The following is a 21,862-nucleotide window of genomic DNA, read 5'->3' as shown; positions in this document are numbered from 1 at the left end:
GATGACAGTTACCGGTATTATCGCAGAGTTTAATCCTTTTCATAATGGGCACAAATATCTGCTGGAGCAGGCTTCTGGTCTGAAAATTATCGCTATGAGCGGCAATTTTGTTCAGCGAGGCGAGCCGGCTATCGCGGACAAGTGGACTCGGGCACAGATGGCTTTGGAAGCTGGAGCGGATCTGGTCCTTGAGTTGCCTTTCTTAGTCAGTGTCCAGGCGGCGGACTTTTTCGCTAAGGGAGCAGTAGACATCTTAGAGAGGCTAGGTATCGAACAGCTGACTTTTGGAACCGAGGAAGTGTTGGACTATGAGAGTATTTCGAGGGTCTATGGCGAAAAGGCAGAGCAGATGGAAGCTTACCTGTCTAGCCTGCTTGATTCCCTATCCTATCCCCAGAAGACTCAGGCCATGTGGCAGGAATTTGCAGGGCTCAATTTCTCAGGCTCTACGCCCAATCATATCTTAGGCTTGGCCTATGCCAAAGCTGTGGCGGGAAAGGCTATAAAACTGCGCCCGATTCAACGTCAGGGAGCCGGCTATCATTCCTTGTCAGCTAATCAGGAATTTGCTTCCGCAACTGCCCTTCGTCAGAATCTGGACCAGCCAGACTTTCTCAAAAAATTCACTCCAGCCCATCACTTGCTTGAAACGGCTCCCAAGGTGATCTGGTCGGACCTCTTTCCTTATCTCCGTTACCAGATAGTGACCTGTCCGGATTTGACAAACTTTTATCAGGTCAATCAGGAATTGGCCGTCAGGATTAGAGTGGCCTTGAAAAGCAGTGAGACCATAGAAGAGCTAGTTGAACAGGTGGCGACCAAGCGCTATACCAAGGCTCGGGTCCGGCGTCTGCTGACCTATATCCTAGTCGGAGCTAGGCAAGAAGAACTTCCGTCAGGTGTTCATATTTTAGGCTTTTCCGAGCAGGGGCGCCAGCATTTGTCCCAGCTTAAAGGAAAAGTTGAATTGGTCAGCCGTATCGGCAAGGAGCCATGGGATAGTCTAACCCAGCAGGCTGATAAGGTCTATCAACTAGGCAATCCTGCACTTATGGAACAAAATTTTGGACGGGTTCCGATTATGAAAGACAAGTAAGGCTGAATATTCAGTCTTTTTGCTTTGTTTTCTATAGTAAATAAAAAATGGTATAATAAACAAATAAACTTGTTTTAACTAAGGAGCATGATTTGCTTTTTAGAGGTTTGACTGTAGGTATGAAAGCTAACATTTGGTTAATAAAACTTTGCTGGGCTTGATTGAATGATTATCTTTTATATCCATGTCTCAAAGGAGGAAGACTCATGAAATTCAAAAAGATTACCTTTATGGCCCTTACAGCCTTGCTTACGCTTAGTTTAGGGGCTTGTAGCTTGATTGGGCAGAAGCATTCTCAAAAGAATCAGGGTGGGACTGAGAATAGCTCCCGTGAGAGCCAAAAGAATACTTCTTCTGACGATATTGAAGAACTCTTGGAGAAAGCAGAAACTGCGAATGAAGATCTAACTTCAATGAAAATGAAGGTGAAATTATCTATCACTGTAGATGGTTCCAATAAAACTCAAACGATGAGCGGAGACCTTCTCTATGATAAAAGCACTGATGATCTGGCCAAGGGGCATTTAATCATAGATGGAAAAGAGAGCGGTCAGGAGAGTTATCAAGAAGCGATTATGCCAGGCGGAGAGGATAAACTTTTGTATACTCGTTCTTCTAAAAATGGAACATGGTCTAAGCAAGAAATGGGAAGCGGAGCAGATTATTATGTTCAGCCCGATTATTTCAAACTTATGGACGGCTTTTATCAAATGGCTGATGATGTCACTGTAAAGGWAAGCGGCGATGAATATATCTTTAAATTAAGTAGCAAAAATGCTGATTTGCTAGGACTTTTTGGTGAAGAATTCAAACTAGAGCTGTCAGGTGTTACTCAGGCAGATATGGATAAGAAGTTAGAAGTACGCTTGGATAAAAAGACCTTATTCTTAAAAGAATTTAAGCTAGGTTTATCTTATAAAGGTGAAAAAGGTAGTATGGATGTTCAAACAGATACTCAATATTCTGACTGGAATAAGGTAGAGGAAGATGAGTTTAAGGCGCCTCAGTAAAGCATAAGCAAAACTATTAGCTGAGAAAGAAAGGAAAAGCCATGCCTTTATTGTTTTCTTTTCGCTATCGTAGAGGACTCTATTTGACCATAGTCATCTTGGCCTCTGTCTTCTTAGTCTCAGGCATCATTTTCGGCGCTTTAGCTTGCTTGCTCCTGTTTTCAATTGATAAAGCCATGCCTGGAGCAGGAATACGCACGTTCAGTTTGCCTTTTATACTTGCTTTTTTCATGACTGCTATAGTCGAAATCTTTGCAATAGTCCATGCGGGGCGCAAGCTGAGTAAAAAGTGCTTTGTTCTTGCGGGAACAGAATGGGGCTTGAGCGTGCGAGGTGCTTTCTTGAAAGAGCATAGCTTTGCTTGGGATCAATTGGAAAGCATCTTTTACCGGCCGACTTGGGGCAGAACTTCTGATGGGCAGCCTTCTTTTCGACTGGGGGTCAGGCGCTATCGTAGAGACTACTTATATGTCAAGCCTTATAATGGCAAGTCCGTTCGAGTAGATGTCACGTTTTTAGATGGCAGAATAGAGGATGTTTTTGCCTGTTTAAGCAGGTGCAAACCGGATTTATCTATTGTGAAAAATTATCAGTGATATTTTTGATGGATTTCGGTAAAGGTCCGTTATGACAGACCTGCCGGTTTCGGGAAATAGAATGTACCGTCCAGTTGCTCTTTTAGCGACTGGATTTTTTATGGAATTGAAAACAGAAATCAATTTTGTCTCGATTTTAGCCTAGTAGAAGTTGAAGAAACCAACCAGAATCTTCTAGGAACAATCATTTTTTCTTAGTGATTTTTCTGATTCCCTGTGTTATAATAAGAAAGATTAAAAATGTAATTTATCAAAAGGAGAATCTCCAATGGGACGTAAATGGGCCAATATTGTGGCAAAGAAAACGGCCAAAGACGGCGCGAACTCAAAAGTATATGCTAAGTTTGGTGTAGAAATCTATGTAGCAGCTAAAAAAGGTGATCCAGATCCAGAGTCTAACACAGCTTTGAAATTCGTTATTGACCGAGCTAAGCAGGCTCAGGTGCCGAAGCATGTTATTGACAAAGCTATTGATAAGGCAAAAGGAAACACCGACGAAACCTTTACTGAAGGCCGCTATGAAGGATTTGGGCCAAACGGTTCTATGCTGATTGTTGATACTCTGACTTCAAATGTCAATCGAACTGCAGCCAATGTTCGTGCAGCCTTTGGGAAAAATGGCGGTAATATGGGAGCTAGCGGCTCTGTATCTTATCTTTTTGATAATAAAGGAGTGATTGTCTTTGCTGGGGACGACGCTGACAGTGTCTTTGAACAGCTGCTGGAAGCGGATGTGGATGTTGATGATGTTGAAGCAGAAGAAGGAAGCATCACTGTCTATACAGCGCCAACTGACCTTCACAAGGCTATCGTGGCTCTGCGTGAATCTGGCATTCAAGAATTCCAAGTAACCGAGCTGGAAATGATTCCTCAGTCTGAAGTAGAGTTGACTGGTGAGGACCTCGAAACCTTTGAAAAACTTTATAGCGTTTTAGAAGACGACGAAGATGTCCAAAAAATCTATACGAATGTAGATGGATTCTAAAGATACTTGACCTGTAGTTGGAGCTACAGGTTTTTCTGTGATGAGAAGTCTCAAACTGTATTTACCAGTCAAGATAAGTATGGTAAAATAGAAAGGTCATATTATTAAGTTATTAAGGAGACAATGATGAAAAAAGTATTTCAATACGCGACCTTACTTCTAGCAGGAATGAGCTTAACAGCCTGTGCCTTGCTTCCGACTTCAAATCAGGATATTCCAAGTAAGCAAAGTCAGGAGAAGAAAGACAAGAAAGCAGCCAGCAATGGGCAAGTAGAGGTCAAGATTAAGGAAGGCCAGTTTATTTTGCCAAGCAATGGGGCCGCTGATTCAAAATACTTAGCTTTGTCATTGGAAATTAAGAATAAAACGGATGAAAAAATCATGATTTCCTCTTCAGACATTGGCTTTTATGATTCAGAAGGTGAGAAAATCCAGCCGGTCGGAGTTTATGATGATGCAGAAAACTTTAAAATACTGAAATATGAAGATTTAGCTAAGGGAAAGACTCTTTCTGGTTATCTTGTATTTAAGGTTGAAAAGGATAAAAAATATGAGCTGCACTATGAGAAGAAAACTTATGATGCTGATGAGAAAACAGAAGAAATCAAGCTAAATGTTGATCCTTCTAGCTATCCTGATCAAGTCGAAGAGTCAAAGAAATTAGCTTCTGATTATCTGAATGATGTTTTCTTAGGTGGAGACGCCAAAAGCAAAGACAAGGCAAAGTCATCCAAGGGCAAGGAAGATTTTGTCTTAGGCGGTAATTTGGAGCAAGATAAAAATGACTTTAGAGCAGCTTTTGCTGAAGACTTTAAACGTAAATTGCATGACTATCCCTTTACTGATAAGGAAGTCAATACCTTTATCGATGCCTATGTGGAAAATAATGCAAAACGCTCCGAAATTTCTTATACAGTAGCCCAGTACATGCCGAATGAGATAGTGATCAAGATTAAACCGAGAACGGTCAGTCTAAGCAAAACCATCCTGAACTACAGTAAAGAGTTTTCTGATAAGCATCGTTCTGAGTATGCGAATCTTTCGGAATTCTATAAAGCACAAGATAAGAATTATGCTGATGACATGATGGCTGGATTGGACTCACGGCCGCTTCTCACCCCAGAACGAGATTATCAGCTGAAATTTGTCAAGACAGATGGCAAATGGGTCTTGGAGCGTGATTTTTCTTATGAATCCATTGTCATTTCTTTCGAAGGCGATATCTCATAATAGCAAAATTAGAGGGCTGATTATTGATTATTTGCTCTCTATTTTTGTGCCCTCGTCTTGCTTTGTGCTATACTGGATGGTAGATAGGTGTATTCGAGTAAAGGAGTCTGCCATGAAAAAATTTTATGATAAACTGATGCAAACGCGGCATTATCTTCATCAGCATCCAGAACTGTCTGGGCAGGAATTTGAAACGACAGCTTTCCTAAGAAGCTATCTGGAAGATTTAGAGATTAGGATTTTAGAATCCGGTCTGAAAACGGGCTTGGTTGCCGAGGTTGGCTCTGGCAAGCCGATTATTGCCCTGAGGGCTGATATCGATGCTCTGCCTATTTTGGAGCAGACAGGTCTGCCTTACGCCAGTCAGAATGCAGGCGTTATGCACGCTTGCGGCCATGATTTTCATCAGACCAGCCTTTTGGGGGCAGCGGAGCTGCTCAAGGCTATGGAAGGAGATTTGAGAGGGACGGTTCGTCTAATTTTCCAGCCGGCTGAGGAAACTTCTCTGGGAGCCAGTCAGGTACTTGCGACTGGTTTGCTGGACGATGTGTCTGCGATTATCGGCTTTCACAATATGCCCCAGCTTAAGGCGGGGCAGCTGGCACTTAAAGCTGGAGCCATGATGGCTGGGGTTGAGAAGTTCAAGGTTGAAGTAGAAGGTGTCAGCAGCCATGCGGCTAGACCGGATTTGGGGGTTGATACAGTATTGACCTTAACCAGTATGATTCAAAATCTGCAGGCTCTAGTGGCCCGCACTGTGTCTCCTTTTGAAGCAGCTGTCTTGTCCGTAACTCATATAGAAGCGGGAGCGACCTGGAATGTACTGCCGCAGTTGGGCTTTTTTGAAGGAACCATTCGCAGCTTCAATCCGACCTTGCAGCAGCGCCTCAAGGAAGACTTTATCCGAATGGTAGAGAATACAGCGGAGAATTTTGGAGCTCAAGTCAGGATTTCTTGGGACCATACTCCTCCAGTGACCTATAATGATCCCGAATTGGCTGAGCTGCTCTATGAGCACTCACAGAATCTAGCCGAGGTTCTGCCAGCCAATCCATCCTCGGCTGGAGAGGATTTTGCCTTTTATCAGGAGAAGCTTCCAGGCGTCTTTGCCTTTATCGGCTCAAATGGGACAGAAAATGCTCCTGACCTCCATCACGACAGCATGGTCATTGACGACGAAGCCTTCAAAGTTTCCGTTCCTTACTATGTCGAAAGTGCCCTCTTTCTCCTGCAGTACTATAAGCAGAAAGTCTAGAGATAGTTGCCTCAAAGCTGATAAAGAAAAGCTATCACCTCCATAAAAAATATATAATGGTCAAGTTTCTCCTTATTTGATATGATAAAGAAAGACTTTTTAGGAGGAATTCGAAATATGAACCTGAAGAAAACCTTGAAATACTTCTCTCTGGCGGCTGTCAGTGCCTTGGCTATTGGTGCCTTGGTGGCTTGCTCATCATCAAGTGAGAAGAAAACAGAGAAAATAAAGGTAGAAGTCGGAACAGTGGGAACGACCAAACCATTTTCATACGAGGATAAAGATGGTAAACTGACTGGATACGATATCGAAGTCCTTCGCGCTATCTTTAAGGACTCAGATAAGTATGAAGTCAATTTCAATAAGACCAAGTGGGCTTCTATTTTCTCAGGTCTGGACAGCGACCGCTACCAGATTGGTGCCAATAATATCAGCTATTCCGAAGAACGGGCTAACAAATATCTCTATGCTAGTCCATATGCGAAAAATCCAACAGTTTTAGTTGTCCGTAAAGGTGAGGGGATTAAATCGCTGGATGACATTGGCGGCAAGTCTACTGAGGTTGTTCAGGGGACTTCAACAGCTCAGCAACTAGAGGATTACAACAAGGAACATAGCGATAATCCGACAAAAATCAATTATACGGACGGAACCATTCAGCAAATCTTGGCCAATCTGAATGACGGCCGTACGGACTATAAGGTTTTTGAGCGCATAACTGTAGAGTCTATTATCAAAGACCAAGGCTTGAAAAATCTGGAAGTGATTGAGCTTCCAAGCGACCAGCAGCCTTATGTCTATCCGATTATTGCAAGCGGTCAGGAAGACCTGCAAAAATTTGTCAACAAGCGAATCAAGGAACTCTATGAGGATGGTACGCTTGAAAAACTATCACAAGAATTCTTTGGCGGTTCTTACCTGCCAGATGCAAAAGACATCAAGTAAGAAATCCCATCAAGTTCGGTCTGCATTTGGCTGGCTAGACTTTGATACAAGAAATACGATAAGGGCGGGGAAGCTTATTTCCCCAGCCCTTTATCTGCTGTTAATAGGAGTAATGTATGCCTTTCTCAACTGAGACCGAACAAATCAAGAAATTTGAAAACGACGAGGTTGCCCAGCACTATTTTGAAGTGCTGCGGACCTTGATCTCTAAAAAATCAATCTTTGCCCAGCAGGTTGGCCTGCAGGAAGTAGCCAACTATTTGGGAGAGATTTTTACAGCTGCAGGTGCCAAGGTCATGATTGACGATAGCTATACTGCTCCATTTGTTTTGGCGGAGTTTCTTTCTTCAAATCCTGTTGCTAAGACCATTATTTTCTACAACCACTACGATACAGTGCCGGCAGATGATGACCAGCCTTGGACCAATGATCCTTTTACGCTGTCAGTTCATTACGGGGTTATGTATGGGCGAGGAGTGGATGATGACAAGGGGCATATTACTGCTCGTCTGACGGCTGTTCGCAAGTATATTCGAGAGCACGGTGATTTGCCGGTCAATATCATCTTTATGATGGAAGGGGCGGAAGAGTCTGCTTCGACAGACTTGGATAAATATCTGGTCAAGCATCGCAAACGCCTGCGAGGAGCAGATTTGCTGGTCTGGGAGCAAGGCAGCCGCAACAATCTAGGTCAGCTGGAAATCTCAGGTGGTAATAAGGGAATTGTTACCTTTGATATGACGGTCAAAAGTGCAGATGTAGACATTCATTCTAGCTTCGGCGGGGTTATCAATTCAGCTTCTTGGTATTTGCTCAATGCTCTATCCAGCTTGCGAAGTCCAGATGGCCGCATCTTAGTCGAAGGCATTCATGAGCAGATTCAAGAGCCAAATGAACGGGAGCTGGCTCTGATTGAGGAATATGCCCTGCGAACTCCTGAAGAGTTGAGTCATGTCTATGGTTTAAAATTGCCAGTTCTATTGGACGAGCGGAAGGAATTCCTCCGTCGCTTTTACTTTGAGCCTTCGCTGAATATTGAAGGTTTTGGATCAGGCTATCAAGGCCAAGGGGTTAAAACCATTTTGCCTTCAGATGCTCAAGCCAAGATGGAAGTTCGTCTGGTGCCTGGTCTGGAGCCACAAGATGTTTTGGACAAGATTCGTCAGCAGCTGGATAAAAATGGCTATCCGGCAGTTGAGCTGACCTATACCTTGGGAGAAATGAGCTATCGCAGCGACATGAGTGCGCCTTCCATTCTCAATCTTATCGAGCTGGCTAAAGATTATTACCAAGAGGGCGTCTCTGTACTGCCGACTTCAGCCGGAACTGGTCCGATGCACACTGTTTATGAAGCCTTGGAGGTTCCTATGGCGGCTTTTGGACTTGGCAATGCCAACAGCCGGGACCATGGCGGAGATGAGAATGTGAAAATTGCTGACTACTATACGCACATAGAGCTCATTCAAGACTTGATTGGCAGTTACCGTCGAGCTGACTAGCGGGAAAGGAAGGCTTATGCTATACTCTATAAGAAAAGACAAACTGAAGCAGGCTGGCTTCTTTTACCTCTTTTATTTCCTAGCCATGATCTTAGGCGTCTTGGTTGGGCTTCTATTTGACCGCTCAGGCAATATGTTTTACGCTCCGGCTTTTACAGCTTTCTTTGGCGGTGTTCTGTTTATCTTCTATACAGAGAAAATAAAGACCTTCGGTCTGATCAGCGGCTTAGGCTGTCTGCTAGGTCTCTTCTTTCTGCTTAGTCGACATGGCTTTGGAGCCTTTCTACCGGGTTTGATTTGTGGTATTTTAGCGGATCTTATAGCTCGGTCAGGCAGCTATCAAAAGACTGTTAGAAGCTTGCTGGCTTTTATGGTTTTCAGCTTTAGCACAGCGGGTCCTATTTTCCTAATGTGGCTAGCTCCCAAGCAGTACGAAGCTAGTCTTCTTGCCAGAGGAAAGACTCAGGCTTACATCGAGCAAGTCATGCTTAAGCCGGAACCCAGCTTAGTCCTCTGGTTTGTAGCCAGCATTTTACTGGGCGCTTTACTTGGAGCTCTGTTAGGAAGGAAAATCCTTAAAGCGAGACATTCCAAGTCAGCTTCGGTCTAAATATCATCGAAAATATAACTAAGGAGAAAACATGAACAATTTACTTGTACTCCAGTCGGACTTTGGTCTGGTAGATGGAGCTGTGTCAGCCATGATAGGAGTAGCGCTAGAAGAGTCGCCCACTCTGAAAATTCATCATCTGACTCACGATATCACCCCCTACAATATCTTTGAGGGAAGCTATCGTCTCTTTCAGACAGTTAATTATTGGCCAGCAGGAACGACTTTTGTGTCAGTAGTGGATCCGGGCGTTGGCTCCAAGCGTAAGAGTGTGGTAGCCAAGACTAAAAAGGGCCAGTACATCGTCACGCCTGACAATGGCACCTTGTCTTTCATCAAGAAGCATGTCGGCATTGAGGCCATTCGGGAAATTTCTGAGGTGGAAAATCGCCGTAAGGATACGGAGCATTCCTACACTTTCCACGGCCGTGATGTCTATGCCTATACAGGTGCTAAGCTAGCCAGCGGTCATATCAGTTTTGAAGAGGTTGGACCAGAGCTTAAAGTTGAAGACATTGTCGAAATTCAGGTAGTAGAGACCACGCTTGCGGATAATTATGTCAGCGGAGCTATTGATATCCTGGATGTCCGCTTTGGTTCTCTCTGGACCTCTATCACCCGCGAGGAATTCTGCACCTTGAAACCAGAATTTGGCGACCGCTTTGAAGTTACTATTTACAATAATGACATGCTGGTTTATCAAAACCAAGTAACCTATGGCAAGTCCTTTGCGGATGTCCGCATCGGCCAGCCTATCCTCTATATCAACTCCCTCTATCGGGTTGGCTTAGCGATTAACCAAGGTTCCTTTGCTAAGGCCTACAATGTTGGCGTCGGTGCCCAGTGGCATATTGAAATCAAGAGAATTGAGAATTAAGGAAGAAGAACATGAAAAATAATACAATCAGAAACGTAGTCGCAACAGGAATTGGAGCAGCCCTATTCGTGGTCATCGGAATGATCAATATCCCAACGCCTGTACCCAATACCAGCATCCAGCTCCAATACCCTCTGCAAGCCCTTTTTAGCGTCATCTTTGGACCAATCGTTGGTTTCTTGATGGGCTTCATTGGCCACGCCATTAAAGACGCTATGAGTGGTGGCGGACTTTGGTGGTTCTGGATTGCCGGTAGCGGAGTCTTCGGTCTATTAGTTGGCTTCTTTAGAAAATTCTTCCAAGTGGAAGAAGGAAAATTTGAAGTCAAGGATATTATCCGCTTTAACTTGATTCAGTTTGGAGCTAATGCAATCGCTTGGCTAATCGGCCCGATTGGTGACGTGATTGTATCTGGTGAGCCGGTCAATAAGGTCATTGCTCAAAGTATTGTAGCAATTCTGGTGAATTCTGCGACAGTAGCAGTCATCGGTACAGTCTTGCTGACTGCTTACGCTCGCACCCGCACTCGCGCAGGAAGTCTGAAAAAGGATTGATTACACCAAAAATTGAAAGATTGGGAGAATTCCCAGTCTTTTTTTGTACAAAATAAAAGATAAAATGTAATTTATATATTGCATTATTTAAAATATATTGTATAATAGAGTTATAAAGATGAAAGGAGAGCGGAGATGGATAAGAAAAAGCCGTCGCTGGTCTGGCTTGCAGCGGCTGGAATTTTTTTCTTTGTAGGCTGGACTCAGAAAAATCAAACCTTTATCGTCCTTGCTTTTAGCAGTGTCACCTTTGCCTGTTCATCCTATGCTATAGGCGGGCAGAAGAAGGGAGACAGGGACAGAGAGGATGGCGACCATGGCTAAAAATCTTAGACTAAAAATGGCACGAGCTGAGCATGATATGACCCAGGGGGACTTGGCAGATGCTATCGGAGTGACCCGCCAGACCATTGGCCTGATTGAGGCAGGTAAGTACAATCCCAGTCTCAGTTTATGCTTAGCGATTTGCAAATGTCTCAATAAGACGCTGGATCAATTGTTTTGGATTGAATAGAGAAAGGACTAGTCATGAAAATTAAACTTATTAAACGACAGATCTTGGACGAGCGGGAAGAGCAGCTGGTTAATAAGGCTGGTATGGAGGCTTTTAGTCTCTTCTTGTATGGTGGTTTAGCCTTATATGCTGGTTCTGTAGCTATGAATGCTAGAGCCATTAACTATCAGCCCTTCTTGGTTTTGATCATTATCGCCTGCTTATATTTCTTCTTTCGGGCTCAGTATCTGGGAGCCAATTATTACAATAGTTTCAGTCTGACTATTTGGGGTATAGTAGCTTGGACGGGGTCTCTAACTCTTTTGATTGCCTGCCAGAATTTCCAACTGAATCATGTTATTTATCATAACAGTGTTTTTCACCCCATGTTTCTATTTGTTATTTTTATTACGTTTGTCATTCACTTTCCCTTTATGCTGCTGGTCAATATTTTCTTGGAGTATATAAATAAATGGCAGAAAAAGCGCTTTGAGAAGTATTTGGATCAATTGGAAGAAGAGTGATAACTTGTCCTTCTCGCTTAAACTTTCCAGCTCTGCTATTTTTCAAACAAATATTTTGCCCAGCTTTTCTTCTCGCGTTATAATAAATAGATGAATTAAAAAATTCAGAAAATTTTATAGAGAAAAGAGAGTTGAAATCTTATGGCAAAAGATATTCGCGTCCTACTTTATTAMAAATATGTTCCGATTGAGAATGCTGAGAAATTTGCAGCTGATCATCTGGCCTTTTGTAAATCTATCGGTCTGAAAGGCCGTATCTTGGTGGCAGATGAGGGAATCAACGGAACGGTTTCTGGTGATTATGAAACCACTCAAAAATACATGGATTATGTGCACAGCCTTCCGGGCATGGAAGACCTTTGGTTCAAGATTGACGAAGAAAATGAGCAAGCCTTCAAGAAAATGTTTGTTCGCTACAAGAAAGAAATTGTTCACTTGGGTTTGGAAGACAATGATTTTGATAATGACATCAACCCACTAGAGACGACAGGAGCTTACCTATCACCTAAGGAATTTAAGGAAGCGCTCTTGGACGAAGACACTGTTGTCTTAGACACTCGTAACGACTATGAGTACGATCTGGGTCATTTCCGCGGTGCTATCCGTCCAGACATCCGCAACTTCCGTGAATTGCCGCAATGGGTTCGTGATAACAAAGAGAAGTTCATGGACAAGCGCGTGGTTGTTTACTGTACCGGTGGTGTTCGCTGTGAGAAATTCTCAGGCTGGATGGTCCGTGAAGGATACAAGGATGTCGGTCAGCTTCATGGTGGTATCGCGACTTACGGCAAGGATCCAGAAGTTCAAGGTGAACTTTGGGACGGCAAGATGTATGTCTTTGATGAGCGTATCTCCGTTGATATCAACCATGTTGATCCAGTCGTGATTGGGAAAGACTGGTTTGACGGTACTCCTTGCGAGCGCTATGTCAACTGTGGCAATCCAGAGTGTAACCGCCGCATCCTGACTTCAGAAGAAAATGAAGACAAGTACCTCCGTGGCTGTTCTCACGAATGCCGTGTTCACCCTCGTAACCGCTATGTGGCTGAAAATGGCTTGAGCCAGGCAGAAGTGGTGGAGCGTTTGGCTGCTATTGGAGAAAGCTTGGAAACACTGGTAGCTCAGTAATTTAATCGTGAAGATAAAAACTTTAGATGTTTCAAGTGTCTAAAGTTTTTTTATTATTTATTTGCAGCTTAGCTTTTCTTTATTCAGGTTCTGATTTTTTGTCCTTTCTTTTTGATGTGATATAATGGGCTTAAATAAATGGGAAAGGAGCAAGTCTATGTCTAAAGCTATCATGGAAGAAGTGGCAGCGTATCTGCGTCAGCATGCAGATGAAGAGCTGAGTCTGACTGATTTGTCTCAGTATTTCCATTATAGTCCTTCCCATCTATCCAGAACTTTCAAGAAAAAGATGGGCTTTTCTATCAAGCAATATATGGAAGCTCTTAAGATGGAAAAAGGAATTCAGGAGATTGTAGAAGGCCGGCAAAATGTAACCGAGACCTCTATGGAAGCTGGTTATGATAGTCTAGGTAGTTTTTCCAATACTTTTAAGCGGCATACTGGACTTTCGCCTAAAAAATATTATCAGGAATCAACCAAGGCTTATGATTTTATAGTCAAACAGTTGGATGAGAAGGGAGCTTTGTTGCATCAGGATCCCGACTGTAAAAGTGGCAATCGCTTGACCGTGGCGCTATCTTATCCTGAGGGGTATAAACCACGCATTAGCTGTGTCGGGCTTTTTAAAACCCGCATACCGAAAGAAGAGCCAGTTATCGGAGTAGCACTGAGTCAGGAGAGACGGTTTACTTTTGAAAATGTACCCGATGGTCGCTACTATCTTTTGGCCTGTGAATTGCTGGAGGATTTATGCCTAACTAAAAACTATGTCTTGAAGCATAACTTTCGCTGGGGCAGCGATGAGCCTCTCGCTTTTTCGGGCGATAGCATCTATCAAGAGGAAATCAGCATGCGCAGGCCCTTGCCCAGCGATCCACCTATTACAGTTAATCTTCCGGTTTTAATTATGCGTTCCCTAGCTAAACAAGCGCAATTGAGAATAAGAAAATTTTTATCCTAATTGATAAACTGATAATAGAGATTTATTCTCAGCTATAAAAAATTGGAGGAACAATAATGAAATTAGACGTGTTTTTAAGTTTTAATGGTCAGGCCGAAGAAGCTTTTCGTTTTTATGCAGATCTTTTTCAGACAGAGATAAAGGGACTTGTACGAGCCAGTGAGATGATGGATCCAGCAAACCTTCCTGCAGAAAAACGGGATAAGCTTGCCTGGATTGCCTTAGATACGGAAAACTTAACCCTGAATGGTGAGGATGTAGGTGTTTTTAATGACCTATCTATTCCTAGCAATCATCAGCCCCATCAATGGTTGGTTCTGAGTCCAGATAGTAGAGAAGAAGCCGATGAGCTCTTTGCTAAGCTTGCTGAAGGTGGACAAATTCTCTATCCTTTAGAGGAACAAGCTTTCGCAGAGTTTTATGGCCGCTTGATTGACCGTTTTGGTATCGGCTGGGATGTGATGAAATGAGGTAGGAGGATGGCTTATAGTGAATCCTTAGCCCAGCAAGTCCGTACCATTTTAGCTACTGATCTTTCCCCTCATGTTTTTGAAGAAGAGGTAGAAGAGAAGAAGATGTTTGGTGGTTTGGCTTTTATGGTCCGAGGTAAGATGACCGTTACTGTTAGTTCGAGAGGTCAAGAGCTTGTCATGGTACGCATCGGTAAGGAAATGGAAAAGCAGGTTCTGCCTAAAAATGGTGCTAGCGTGACTTTAATGAAGGGTAGGCTTTATCATGGCTATATTGATTTAGATGGCGAAGGACAAAAAGAACTGTCTTACTGGATCAAGCTAGCCTTGTCCTACAATCAGGAGCTGACGCAGCAGAATAAAAAATGAGAAGTGCTCAGATGAGTTTGGTTTTCTTAGAAGTTTATTCATTGTCTTTTTATGAAATTCAAATATATTCTTAGAATCTGTATTGATGAAGCTTTCAATCGAAAAGTATCTTCATGGATACAGGTTTTTTCGTCTTTTTCTTCCAAAAATGTTATACTAATACCAGAGTCCGTTTTGCGAATGAAGTTTATCTTTAAAAGTCTTGGAGAAAAGCTAGTTTGTACCAGTATTGAGTTTTGATTTTGCATTTTCTCGCTTTTTGAAAGGCTTTTGTCGTTAGAAAGGAGCATGGTATGAGTATTTCTTTTTACATTCAGAACCGAAAGGGCTTGTTTAGCTATAAGGCGGTCGAAACACCCTTGTCTCTGGTTTCCTTAGTAGAAGGGCTTGAGGTCATAGGCCTCGAGGGCGATAAGGCTTATCAATCCTTGGATCAGTTCGGAACTTTTCTGGCTGTCTACTGGGAAGGGGCAGGCCGTGGGTTTGAAGTTTATTATCTGTCAGACCGGGAAACCTACCAGGTCCGCGTCTTGACACCATCAACGGTGGGTGACTGGAAAGGGGCCATTCTCTTCATGAGTCGTTTGGCTCAGAAGATGAAGCAGGATATTGTTGATGAATACGGCAATACTTACACTGCTGACGGGATTTTTAATATTGATTTTGAAGCGGATATTCTCTATGGCCTGAACGATGCCAGAGTTGCAGCTGCGCCTATGCATGTTTTCGAAGGCTATGCTCATGATTTGTACATGTCGCAGGAAAAACTTCTGGAACTATTCAAAGCTGAAGATCCTGTGGAGGAGTTTGGCAGGCAGATGGCCGAGATGCAGCAGGTTCAGAGTCAATTTTCTACTCCTAAGTATTATAAGGATCAGGGTGGGAAATATCTGGGCTCTTATGTTCTGGCAGAAGGAGTGGACACAGTCCTTCCGACTCAGCCCATGCCCAAGGGTTACCTGATTAAAGAGATGATTGAGAGCGGTGCTAGTCAAGATATGGAATGGCATCTTCATATCCTGATAGAGGATGCCAGCAGTCCGCAGGGCTATAAATATCTGACAACAAAGGATTTAAAAGCTTTTTTGGAGAAGATTCCAGAGACTTATCTCACTTATCTGGATTCTAGTCAGATCCGGATTCAGCCACTCAATCGGCTGGAACTGGAAGCCATTTTGGATCAACTTCCCGATGGAGAACCGAAGTTTTAAAGGTTAGGAAAATTTACTTTTTGAATCTCAACAGAGCTGCCAAAAGGCGGCTTTTTTAGGGCTGTCAGCAGTTCTCACAATTTTGTGACTCTTTTCTTTTTGATGACATTGTTGAAAATATCTTGAAAATTTCAGAGAGAAGCTATAGAATAGAGGTCAGTTTTATAAAAAGGAGAACGAAATGAAAGAAAAACACATGCTAATCTTGGGCTGGGTGGCTACTTTTATGTCTGTTATGATGTATGTTTCCTATATCCCACAGATTATGAATAATCTAGCTGGCAACAAGGGTGACTTTATCCAGCCTTCAGTAGCTGCTCTAAACTGTACTCTCTGGGTCATTTATGGTCTATTTAAAGAGAAGCGAGACATTCCTTTGGCTGCAGCTAATATGCCGGGCATCGTATTTGGCTTGATTACTGCTGCTACAGCCCTTATGTAAGATAAGATTGGGAGTTGTTCCCAGTCTTTTTTTGTTGGAAAATCATTGTACAAAGAACTCACTTCACTTGTAGCTATAGAGCCTGCCTATGGCTTTTGCTATGTAGAAAATATGCAGGCAGCGTTCAGCAGACCGCCTTTTTATGATACAATGGTAAGATGAAGTCAGTAGAGTTCTGCTGGCTGTTTCATCAGGAAGAAAGGGAAAAGAGAGCAAGCCTATGATACTTGAAGAATTTGACCAAAGTCGCAAGGCCATCATTAACCCAGAAGATTTGAATGAATCCATAGAAGGTTTTCCGGAGACGGCTGTTTCCTGCTTTGCCAGAGAGACTTTTGCGCGGATGTTGGCGGATTTTGAACACGAGCTGATTACGACGACTAGCATGGCTAATATTGAAATTCCTATCTATCGTGTTTTCGTGGATGGATGGGAACTGGCTCTCTTCAATGCACCTGTTGGAGCTTCGGCCTGTGTGGCTATTCTGGAAGACTTGATTGCTTTTGGCATGAAGAAGCTGGTACTTTTCGGTACTTGCGGTATCTTGGATGAGGAGATTAAGGAAACGTCTGTCATTATCCCGACGGAGGCCCTGCGTGATGAGGGAACTAGCTATCACTACCAGCCGGCTAGCCGTGAGCAGGAAGTCAATCTTGGCTTGAAAGATTTTCTGACGGCTTTTCTGGACGAGCGCGGCATTTCCCACAGCAAGGGCAAGGTCTGGACGACAGACGGCATTTACCGTGAGACACCAGCTAAACTCCGCCAGAGAAAGGCCGAGGGAGCGATCTGTGTGGATATGGAATGCTCAGCTGTAGCGGCCTTGGCAGCTTTTCGAGAGATAACCGTCTGCCAGTTCTTTTATGCAGCCGATCACTTGTCTGAGGAAGCTTGGGATATGCGCAACCTAGCCAATCATGCAGACTTGGACGAAAAAGATAAGATTGCCAATCTAGCGATTCAGATCGCTCTGGCACTATAGAGAAATAAGATGAAAAAACCAATTATCCAATTTGAAGACTTTAGCTTTCAATATCAGGCCCAGTCTGAGCCGACCCTCAAGCAGATCAATCTGACTATTTACGAGGGAGAGAAGGTTCTGATTGTCGGTCCGTCTGGCTCTGGCAAGTCAACGCTGGGCCAGTGCCTCAATGGAATTATCCCCAACATTTATAAAGGTGAGGCCAGTGGTCAGCTCTTGATTAAGGGGCAGCCAGCCTTTGAATCCAGCATTTATGATAAGTCTAATCTTGTCAGCACGGTTTTGCAGGACACGGATGGCCAGTTTATCGGGCTTAGCGTAGCAGAAGATTTGGCCTTTGCGCTGGAAAATGACGTGATGGAGCTGTCGCTTATGCGCGAAAAAGTCAAAACCTGGTCAGAGAAGCTGGATTTATCAGAGCTTTTGCAGCATCGGCCCCAGGATCTATCAGGCGGTCAAAAGCAGCGCGTCAGTCTGGCAGGGGTTTTGATTGACGAGAGTCCCATTCTGCTCTTTGACGAGCCCTTGGCCAATCTGGATCCCAAGTCGGGTCAGGATACCATTGATTTGATTGACCAGCTTCATCGAGATACGGGAACAACGACTCTGATTATCGAGCATCGTTTAGAAGATGTTCTCTACCGGCCAGTAGACCGCTTGGTGCTGGTCAATGACGGACGCATTCTCTTTGACGGACAGCCGGATGAGCTGCTCAGGACCCAGCTGCTGGCTGAAAATGGAATCCGCGAGCCGCTCTACATTACCACTCTACGCCAGCTAGGCTTTGATGTAGAAAAGGCAGAAGGATTGTCCCGCTTGGATCAGCTGCAGCTGGCAGATGTGACCTTTGAGGGCAGAGACTGGTCTGACTCTGATAAAGAGTCTCAGGAGCCCTTGCTGGAATTGGAACATGTTTCCTTTGCTTACCAGAGCGGCGGCAAGCCTATTTTGCAGGATATCAGCCTGAAGATTTTCAAGGGAGAGCGGATAGCCATCGTTGGTAAAAATGGAGCTGGTAAGTCAACCCTGGCCAAGGCCCTCTGTCAGTTTATCGAGACTGAGGGGAACTATAGCTGGAAAGGTCAGGACATCAAGGGAGACTCCATTAAGGAGCGGGCTGAGCGAATTGGCTATGTTCTGCAGAATCCCAATCAGATGATTTCGGCAGCCATGATTTTTGATGAAGTGGCCCTAGGCTTGCGCTTGCGCGGACTGACAGAAGCGGAAATCGAAGAGCGTGTCCATGCGGCTCTCAAGACCTGTGGACTCTATGAATTTCGCAGTTGGCCGATTTCGGCCCTGTCTTTCGGCCAGAAGAAGCGGGTGACCATTGCGTCTATCTTGGTGCTGAATCCGGAGATTATCCTCTTGGATGAACCGACAGCTGGCCAGGACCAACGCCATTATACCGAGATGATGGACTTTCTGGACGAGCTTAACCAGCAGGGACATACCATTATCATGATTACGCACGATATGCAGCTGATGCTGGATTATTCAGATCGGGCAGTGGTTGTGGTGGATGGTCATATTTTAGCTGATAAGGCGCCTGCGCAGGTGCTGACAGATCAAGAGTTGATTGCGGCGGCTCATCTAAAGGAAACGTCAATCTTTGCTCTGGCTGAGAGGATTGGTGCCGACCCTCTGGCTTTGACCGAGTTTTATATGCGAGAAAAGGAGGACAAGCATGCTTAATCAGCGAAAATTAATCGGCTACCATGCAGGTGAGACGTTTCTTCATGGCCTGTCCGGTGCCAGCAAGATGCTGTTCTTCGTTCTGGTATCAGTAGCAGCTATGATCAGCTATGATACCCGCTTTTTGCTGGGGCTAGCCCTGCTGTCCCTCTGCCTCTTTCGACTGTCCCGTATCCGCATCCGTGATATTTCATTTGTTTTAGTCTTTGCGGCATCCTTTGCTGCTCTTAACTTAGTGATGGTCTATCTTTTCGCGCCTGAGTATGGTGTTGATATCTATGGAGCCAAAGATGTCCTCTGGACCGGATGGGGAGCTTATAATCTAACAGCTCAGGAGCTGTTCTACCTCTTTAATCTCCTGCTCAAGTATGTTTCTACTATACCTCTGGCAGTGATTTTCCTCATGACAACCCATCCCAGTCAGTTTGCTTCCAGCCTTCATCAGCTTGGTATTTCCTATAAAATTGCTTACGCGGTCAGTCTGACGCTCCGCTATATTCCAGATTTGCAGGAAGAATTTTTCCTGATCCGGATGTCTCAGGAAGCGCGTGGTCAGGAATTATCCAAGAAAGCCAAACTGTCTCAGCGCGTGAAGGGAAATTTGCAGATTATCATTCCGCTGATTTTCAGCTCACTAGAGCGCATCAATACCATTGCCACGGCCATGGAGCTGCGCCGTTTCGGCAAGAATAAAAAACGGACTTGGTATACCTATCAAGCTCTAAGCAAACGAGATATGCTGGTGCTGACAATGGCAGTCGCTTTTCTATTGCTTTGCTTTGCCCTCTTCGCAGTCAATCACGGTCGCTTTTACAATCCGTGGAGGTAGGATGGAGGAAAGTAAAATATGGATATTTATGCTTATCAAAGACCTTTGGGGAAAATAGAGGATGCGCCAGACTTGAAGAAAGCCTTTATTAAAGTTTATGAAGAAAAAACACACCAAGAAGTAGTTCGATTTTGCCAAGTGTATGCTGCTCATCTTTCGGAGCTAACTGCTTTTGCATTTACAAAAGAGATGAAACAGGCTCTTATCGCTATGGATGACTGGTTAGCTGGGGAGAGTTCTTATCATGCTGCTAGAAATCTGAGCTTTGAGATTTCACGTTTAGCAAAAAAGGAAGAAGATGTAGTTAAAGTTAGATTCTATCGAACGATGGCTCAGCTTGTGGCTAGTCCCCATGTTAAATATCATGGCCTTTGGGCAACAGATTTTGCTATTACCTTGATAAACAAGATGTATCCAGGTGATTTTGAAGCTGTTAAAAAAGAACGGCTGAAGCAAATTGAATTATTGAAGATGACATAAAAAATCAGGCAATCCTAGCCTGATTTTTTCTTTTCATAATGGTCTTTTGTTTGGCATGCCGGCTTTGCGGGGGTATTTATTGGGGGTTTCTTTCTTCTTTTCTACCACTGTGATAAAGCGGGGGTCGCCGTTTGGTAGGGCATAGCTGAGGTTGTCTTGGACCTTGCTAAAGAGTAAGTTGAGGGCATTTTTGGCTTCTTCCAGTTCTTCTGGAGCATTGGAAGCCTTGAGCGCCAGAAGCTTGCCACCCACTTTCAGGTAGGGAATGGTCAATTCAGACAGGACCTGCATGCGAGCGACTGCACGGGCAGTGACTAGGTCAAATTGTGCCCGAAAGGCCTTGGCCTGAGCAAAGTCTTCTGCGCGGCCATGGTAGAAGTGAACCTTGTCCAGCCCGAGCTCCTCTGCCAGCAGTTTGAGGAAGTTGATTCGTTTGTTGAGCGAGTCAATGATGGTCACATCCAGCTGAGGGAAGATGATTTTCATAGGGAGGCTAGGAAAGCCGGCCCCGGCACCGATGTCTAGCAGCTTGAGTTCTTGATTATCAATCAGGCCTTGCAAAACAGGGGCAATTGAATCATAGAAATGCTTGAGATAGACTTCATTTTTCTCGGTGATAGCTGTCAGATTGATTTTTTCATTCCATTCGACCAAGAGTTCAAAATAACGCTCAAACTGGTCTTTCTGGCGGTCGGTCAGCTCGATTCCCTGCTGGCTCAATAGCTGGTAAAATTCTTGCGGTGTCATAGTTTCATCCTTGTTTGTCAATATTCATCTTATTATATCATAAAAAGGAGACCCCAGCATTCTGCCAAAGGGTCTCTTGTCTTATATGCCAATCTGATTGAGCTCCGCCAAGAGCAGCTGGCGCCGCTCATCCTGATTAGCGGTTTGGTCAAATAGAACTTCTTTTTTTATCTTGCCATCTAAAATGAGCAGGACCTTGTCTGTATAGGTAGCCACGCTGGCATCATGCGTCACTAGGAGAATACTTGCGCCCTGCTGGTGGAAGTGCTGCATGAGCTCCATAGCTTGACGGCCGGCCTGAGAGTTGAGCGCTCCTGTCGGCTCGTCAGCAAAAATAATTCGAGGCTGGTTCATGAGAGCCCGGCAGATGCCGGCTCGCTGGAGCTGGCCGCCCGATACCTGATGGATAGAGCGCTGGGCAATGTCCTTGATCCCAGTCAGAGCCATTAACTCCTTGGCTCGTTCATAGGCTGCCTTTCGCTCGCTGCTTTTCTTACCAATAATACTCGGTAGGCAAATATTGTCTAGGATATTGAGATTTTTCAGGAAGGTTGCCTGCTGGAAGACAAAGCCGAAAGCCTCTCTGCGAAGGCGGTCTAAGTCCTTATCTTTCATAGCTAGCAAGTCCTGTTCCTGGTAAAGAATCTGCCCTTGGTCAGGTCTGTCAATGGTGGACAGAAGATTGAGAAGAGTGGATTTCCCGCAGCCAGACGGCCCCATGATGGCGATGAATTGGCCACTTTCAATCTTTAGCGATAAATCACGAAGAATGGGCTCCTGATTTTCCTGATAGCTTTTGCTGAGGTTATGTGCTTCTAATAACATAGGCTTCTCCTCGGATGTAAAATAAATGCTAAGTGCTCGAAAGCTATCT

Annotated in this window: 26 protein-coding genes; 24 read left to right on the top strand and 2 right to left on the bottom strand. The window is 44.2% G+C overall.

Annotated features, from left to right (window positions below; translation table 11 throughout):
• Nucleotide 1: 1 nt before the first annotated feature.
• The 24 genes from K4H96_RS03170 to K4H96_RS03055 all read left to right on the top strand — a co-directional run bounded on the left by K4H96_RS03170 (nucleotide 2) and on the right by K4H96_RS03055 (nucleotide 20,241).
• Nucleotides 2-1,096 (top strand): nucleotidyltransferase, encoded by a 1,095-nt coding sequence (locus K4H96_RS03170; protein WP_223337460.1) that lies wholly within the window; start codon nucleotides 2-4, stop codon nucleotides 1,094-1,096.
• 206 nt (nucleotides 1,097-1,302) lie between these two features.
• Nucleotides 1,303-2,106 carry a DUF6612 family protein gene (locus K4H96_RS03165; RefSeq protein ID WP_227956344.1) on the top strand — a complete coding sequence of 268 codons (804 nt, stop codon included), beginning with the start codon at nucleotides 1,303-1,305 and terminating at the stop codon, nucleotides 2,104-2,106.
• Nucleotides 2,107-2,336: 230 nt separating this feature from the next.
• Nucleotides 2,337-2,702: a hypothetical protein gene (locus K4H96_RS03160; protein WP_317628005.1), complete on the top strand. Its 366-nt coding sequence runs from the start codon at nucleotides 2,337-2,339 to the stop codon at nucleotides 2,700-2,702.
• 268 nt (nucleotides 2,703-2,970) lie between these two features.
• The gene (locus K4H96_RS03155; RefSeq protein ID WP_002901009.1) at nucleotides 2,971-3,687 is read left to right on the top strand and encodes a YebC/PmpR family DNA-binding transcriptional regulator; all 717 of its coding nucleotides are present in this window, start codon (nucleotides 2,971-2,973) and stop codon (nucleotides 3,685-3,687) included.
• 123 nt (nucleotides 3,688-3,810) lie between these two features.
• Complete coding sequence (locus tag K4H96_RS03150) at nucleotides 3,811-4,917, top strand: DUF4352 domain-containing protein (RefSeq protein ID WP_317627999.1); 1,107 nt, start codon at nucleotides 3,811-3,813, stop codon at nucleotides 4,915-4,917.
• Nucleotides 4,918-5,029: 112 nt separating this feature from the next.
• On the top strand, nucleotides 5,030-6,172 hold the full coding sequence (locus K4H96_RS03145; protein WP_223337464.1) for a M20 peptidase aminoacylase family protein: 1,143 nt from the start codon (nucleotides 5,030-5,032) through the stop codon (nucleotides 6,170-6,172).
• Nucleotides 6,173-6,289: 117 nt separating this feature from the next.
• Nucleotides 6,290-7,117, top strand: coding sequence for an amino acid ABC transporter substrate-binding protein (locus tag K4H96_RS03140; RefSeq protein WP_126435842.1), 828 nt, complete (start codon nucleotides 6,290-6,292; stop codon nucleotides 7,115-7,117).
• Nucleotides 7,118-7,233: 116 nt separating this feature from the next.
• A complete protein-coding gene (locus tag K4H96_RS03135) occupies nucleotides 7,234-8,616 on the top strand; it encodes a M20/M25/M40 family metallo-hydrolase (protein ID WP_223337465.1) in 1,383 nt (460 codons plus the stop codon).
• Between the two features lie 16 nt (nucleotides 8,617-8,632).
• Entirely contained in the window at nucleotides 8,633-9,226 is a 594-nt protein-coding gene (locus tag K4H96_RS03130; protein ID WP_223337466.1) for an MptD family putative ECF transporter S component, read from the top strand.
• Between the two features lie 31 nt (nucleotides 9,227-9,257).
• Entirely contained in the window at nucleotides 9,258-10,103 is an 846-nt protein-coding gene (locus tag K4H96_RS03125) for an SAM hydrolase/SAM-dependent halogenase family protein (RefSeq protein WP_002911906.1), read from the top strand.
• A gap of 11 nt (nucleotides 10,104-10,114) precedes the next feature.
• Nucleotides 10,115-10,657: an ECF-type riboflavin transporter substrate-binding protein gene (locus K4H96_RS03120; protein ID WP_002900998.1), complete on the top strand. Its 543-nt coding sequence runs from the start codon at nucleotides 10,115-10,117 to the stop codon at nucleotides 10,655-10,657.
• 135 nt (nucleotides 10,658-10,792) lie between these two features.
• Nucleotides 10,793-10,981 (top strand): potassium transporter, encoded by a 189-nt coding sequence (locus K4H96_RS03115; protein WP_223337467.1) that lies wholly within the window; start codon nucleotides 10,793-10,795, stop codon nucleotides 10,979-10,981.
• Nucleotides 10,974-11,171 (top strand): helix-turn-helix transcriptional regulator, encoded by a 198-nt coding sequence (locus K4H96_RS03110; RefSeq protein ID WP_002896268.1) that lies wholly within the window; start codon nucleotides 10,974-10,976, stop codon nucleotides 11,169-11,171. The genes K4H96_RS03115 and K4H96_RS03110 overlap by 8 nt, the downstream gene beginning before the upstream one ends.
• A 14-nt stretch (nucleotides 11,172-11,185) precedes the next feature.
• The gene (locus K4H96_RS03105) at nucleotides 11,186-11,674 is read left to right on the top strand and encodes a DUF6773 family protein (RefSeq protein WP_223337468.1); all 489 of its coding nucleotides are present in this window, start codon (nucleotides 11,186-11,188) and stop codon (nucleotides 11,672-11,674) included.
• Between the two features lie 141 nt (nucleotides 11,675-11,815).
• Nucleotides 11,816-12,802, top strand: a complete 987-nt coding sequence (trhO, locus tag K4H96_RS03100; protein WP_227956342.1) for an oxygen-dependent tRNA uridine(34) hydroxylase TrhO — start codon at nucleotides 11,816-11,818, stop codon at nucleotides 12,800-12,802.
• A gap of 157 nt (nucleotides 12,803-12,959) precedes the next feature.
• Nucleotides 12,960-13,763: a helix-turn-helix transcriptional regulator gene (locus K4H96_RS03095; protein ID WP_223337469.1), complete on the top strand. Its 804-nt coding sequence runs from the start codon at nucleotides 12,960-12,962 to the stop codon at nucleotides 13,761-13,763.
• A gap of 56 nt (nucleotides 13,764-13,819) precedes the next feature.
• A complete protein-coding gene (locus tag K4H96_RS03090) occupies nucleotides 13,820-14,233 on the top strand; it encodes a VOC family protein (RefSeq protein WP_223337470.1) in 414 nt (137 codons plus the stop codon).
• 9 nt (nucleotides 14,234-14,242) lie between these two features.
• Complete coding sequence (locus tag K4H96_RS03085; RefSeq protein WP_223337471.1) at nucleotides 14,243-14,602, top strand: TfoX/Sxy family protein; 360 nt, start codon at nucleotides 14,243-14,245, stop codon at nucleotides 14,600-14,602.
• A 293-nt stretch (nucleotides 14,603-14,895) separates the two neighbouring features.
• On the top strand, nucleotides 14,896-15,813 hold the full coding sequence (locus K4H96_RS03080; RefSeq protein ID WP_223337472.1) for a DUF4299 family protein: 918 nt from the start codon (nucleotides 14,896-14,898) through the stop codon (nucleotides 15,811-15,813).
• A 181-nt stretch (nucleotides 15,814-15,994) separates the two neighbouring features.
• The gene (locus K4H96_RS03075) at nucleotides 15,995-16,255 is read left to right on the top strand and encodes a SemiSWEET family transporter (protein WP_002898091.1); all 261 of its coding nucleotides are present in this window, start codon (nucleotides 15,995-15,997) and stop codon (nucleotides 16,253-16,255) included.
• A 220-nt stretch (nucleotides 16,256-16,475) separates the two neighbouring features.
• A complete protein-coding gene (locus K4H96_RS03070; RefSeq protein ID WP_002898090.1) occupies nucleotides 16,476-17,237 on the top strand; it encodes a nucleoside phosphorylase in 762 nt (253 codons plus the stop codon).
• Nucleotides 17,238-17,246: 9 nt separating this feature from the next.
• Entirely contained in the window at nucleotides 17,247-18,932 is a 1,686-nt protein-coding gene (locus K4H96_RS03065) for an ABC transporter ATP-binding protein (protein ID WP_223337473.1), read from the top strand.
• On the top strand, nucleotides 18,925-19,761 hold the full coding sequence (locus K4H96_RS03060; protein ID WP_223337474.1) for an energy-coupling factor transporter transmembrane component T family protein: 837 nt from the start codon (nucleotides 18,925-18,927) through the stop codon (nucleotides 19,759-19,761). Before K4H96_RS03065 ends, K4H96_RS03060 begins: the two co-directional genes overlap by 8 nt.
• An 18-nt stretch (nucleotides 19,762-19,779) precedes the next feature.
• Complete coding sequence (locus tag K4H96_RS03055; protein ID WP_223337475.1) at nucleotides 19,780-20,241, top strand: putative immunity protein; 462 nt, start codon at nucleotides 19,780-19,782, stop codon at nucleotides 20,239-20,241.
• A 33-nt stretch (nucleotides 20,242-20,274) separates the two neighbouring features.
• Here K4H96_RS03055 and rsmG read toward each other — a convergent pair whose 3' ends face one another.
• Nucleotides 20,275-20,988 carry a 16S rRNA (guanine(527)-N(7))-methyltransferase RsmG gene (rsmG, locus tag K4H96_RS03050; RefSeq protein WP_223337476.1) on the bottom strand — a complete coding sequence of 238 codons (714 nt, stop codon included), beginning with the start codon at nucleotides 20,986-20,988 and terminating at the stop codon, nucleotides 20,275-20,277.
• A gap of 81 nt (nucleotides 20,989-21,069) precedes the next feature.
• Nucleotides 21,070-21,813: an ABC transporter ATP-binding protein gene (locus K4H96_RS03045; RefSeq protein ID WP_223337477.1), complete on the bottom strand. Its 744-nt coding sequence runs from the start codon at nucleotides 21,811-21,813 to the stop codon at nucleotides 21,070-21,072.
• Nucleotides 21,814-21,862 lie beyond the last annotated feature (49 nt).

The sequence above is a fragment of the Streptococcus sanguinis genome (assembly GCF_020729765.1).
Taxonomy (GTDB): Bacteria; Bacillota; Bacilli; order Lactobacillales; family Streptococcaceae; genus Streptococcus; species Streptococcus sanguinis_Q.
This window is presented reverse-complemented; position numbering and strand designations above follow the sequence as displayed.

Coding starts and splice junctions, on each gene's coding strand:
- rsmG (WP_223337476.1), bottom strand. CDS start 20,988: ATGACACCGCAAGAATTTTACCAGCTATTGAGCCAGCAGGGAATCGAG.
- K4H96_RS03170 (WP_223337460.1), top strand. CDS start 2: ATGACAGTTACCGGTATTATCGCAGAGTTTAATCCTTTTCATAATGGG.
- K4H96_RS03110 (WP_002896268.1), top strand. CDS start 10,974: ATGGCTAAAAATCTTAGACTAAAAATGGCACGAGCTGAGCATGATATG.
- K4H96_RS03060 (WP_223337474.1), top strand. CDS start 18,925: ATGCTTAATCAGCGAAAATTAATCGGCTACCATGCAGGTGAGACGTTT.
- K4H96_RS03105 (WP_223337468.1), top strand. CDS start 11,186: ATGAAAATTAAACTTATTAAACGACAGATCTTGGACGAGCGGGAAGAG.
- K4H96_RS03145 (WP_223337464.1), top strand. CDS start 5,030: ATGAAAAAATTTTATGATAAACTGATGCAAACGCGGCATTATCTTCAT.
- K4H96_RS03075 (WP_002898091.1), top strand. CDS start 15,995: ATGAAAGAAAAACACATGCTAATCTTGGGCTGGGTGGCTACTTTTATG.
- K4H96_RS03090 (WP_223337470.1), top strand. CDS start 13,820: ATGAAATTAGACGTGTTTTTAAGTTTTAATGGTCAGGCCGAAGAAGCT.
- K4H96_RS03135 (WP_223337465.1), top strand. CDS start 7,234: ATGCCTTTCTCAACTGAGACCGAACAAATCAAGAAATTTGAAAACGAC.
- K4H96_RS03125 (WP_002911906.1), top strand. CDS start 9,258: ATGAACAATTTACTTGTACTCCAGTCGGACTTTGGTCTGGTAGATGGA.
- K4H96_RS03155 (WP_002901009.1), top strand. CDS start 2,971: ATGGGACGTAAATGGGCCAATATTGTGGCAAAGAAAACGGCCAAAGAC.
- K4H96_RS03085 (WP_223337471.1), top strand. CDS start 14,243: ATGGCTTATAGTGAATCCTTAGCCCAGCAAGTCCGTACCATTTTAGCT.
- K4H96_RS03070 (WP_002898090.1), top strand. CDS start 16,476: ATGATACTTGAAGAATTTGACCAAAGTCGCAAGGCCATCATTAACCCA.
- K4H96_RS03080 (WP_223337472.1), top strand. CDS start 14,896: ATGAGTATTTCTTTTTACATTCAGAACCGAAAGGGCTTGTTTAGCTAT.
- K4H96_RS03065 (WP_223337473.1), top strand. CDS start 17,247: ATGAAAAAACCAATTATCCAATTTGAAGACTTTAGCTTTCAATATCAG.
- K4H96_RS03150 (WP_317627999.1), top strand. CDS start 3,811: ATGATGAAAAAAGTATTTCAATACGCGACCTTACTTCTAGCAGGAATG.
- K4H96_RS03115 (WP_223337467.1), top strand. CDS start 10,793: ATGGATAAGAAAAAGCCGTCGCTGGTCTGGCTTGCAGCGGCTGGAATT.
- K4H96_RS03140 (WP_126435842.1), top strand. CDS start 6,290: ATGAACCTGAAGAAAACCTTGAAATACTTCTCTCTGGCGGCTGTCAGT.
- K4H96_RS03120 (WP_002900998.1), top strand. CDS start 10,115: ATGAAAAATAATACAATCAGAAACGTAGTCGCAACAGGAATTGGAGCA.
- K4H96_RS03130 (WP_223337466.1), top strand. CDS start 8,633: ATGCTATACTCTATAAGAAAAGACAAACTGAAGCAGGCTGGCTTCTTT.
- K4H96_RS03045 (WP_223337477.1), bottom strand. CDS start 21,813: ATGTTATTAGAAGCACATAACCTCAGCAAAAGCTATCAGGAAAATCAG.
- K4H96_RS03055 (WP_223337475.1), top strand. CDS start 19,780: ATGGATATTTATGCTTATCAAAGACCTTTGGGGAAAATAGAGGATGCG.
- K4H96_RS03095 (WP_223337469.1), top strand. CDS start 12,960: ATGTCTAAAGCTATCATGGAAGAAGTGGCAGCGTATCTGCGTCAGCAT.
- K4H96_RS03160 (WP_317628005.1), top strand. CDS start 2,337: ATGACTGCTATAGTCGAAATCTTTGCAATAGTCCATGCGGGGCGCAAG.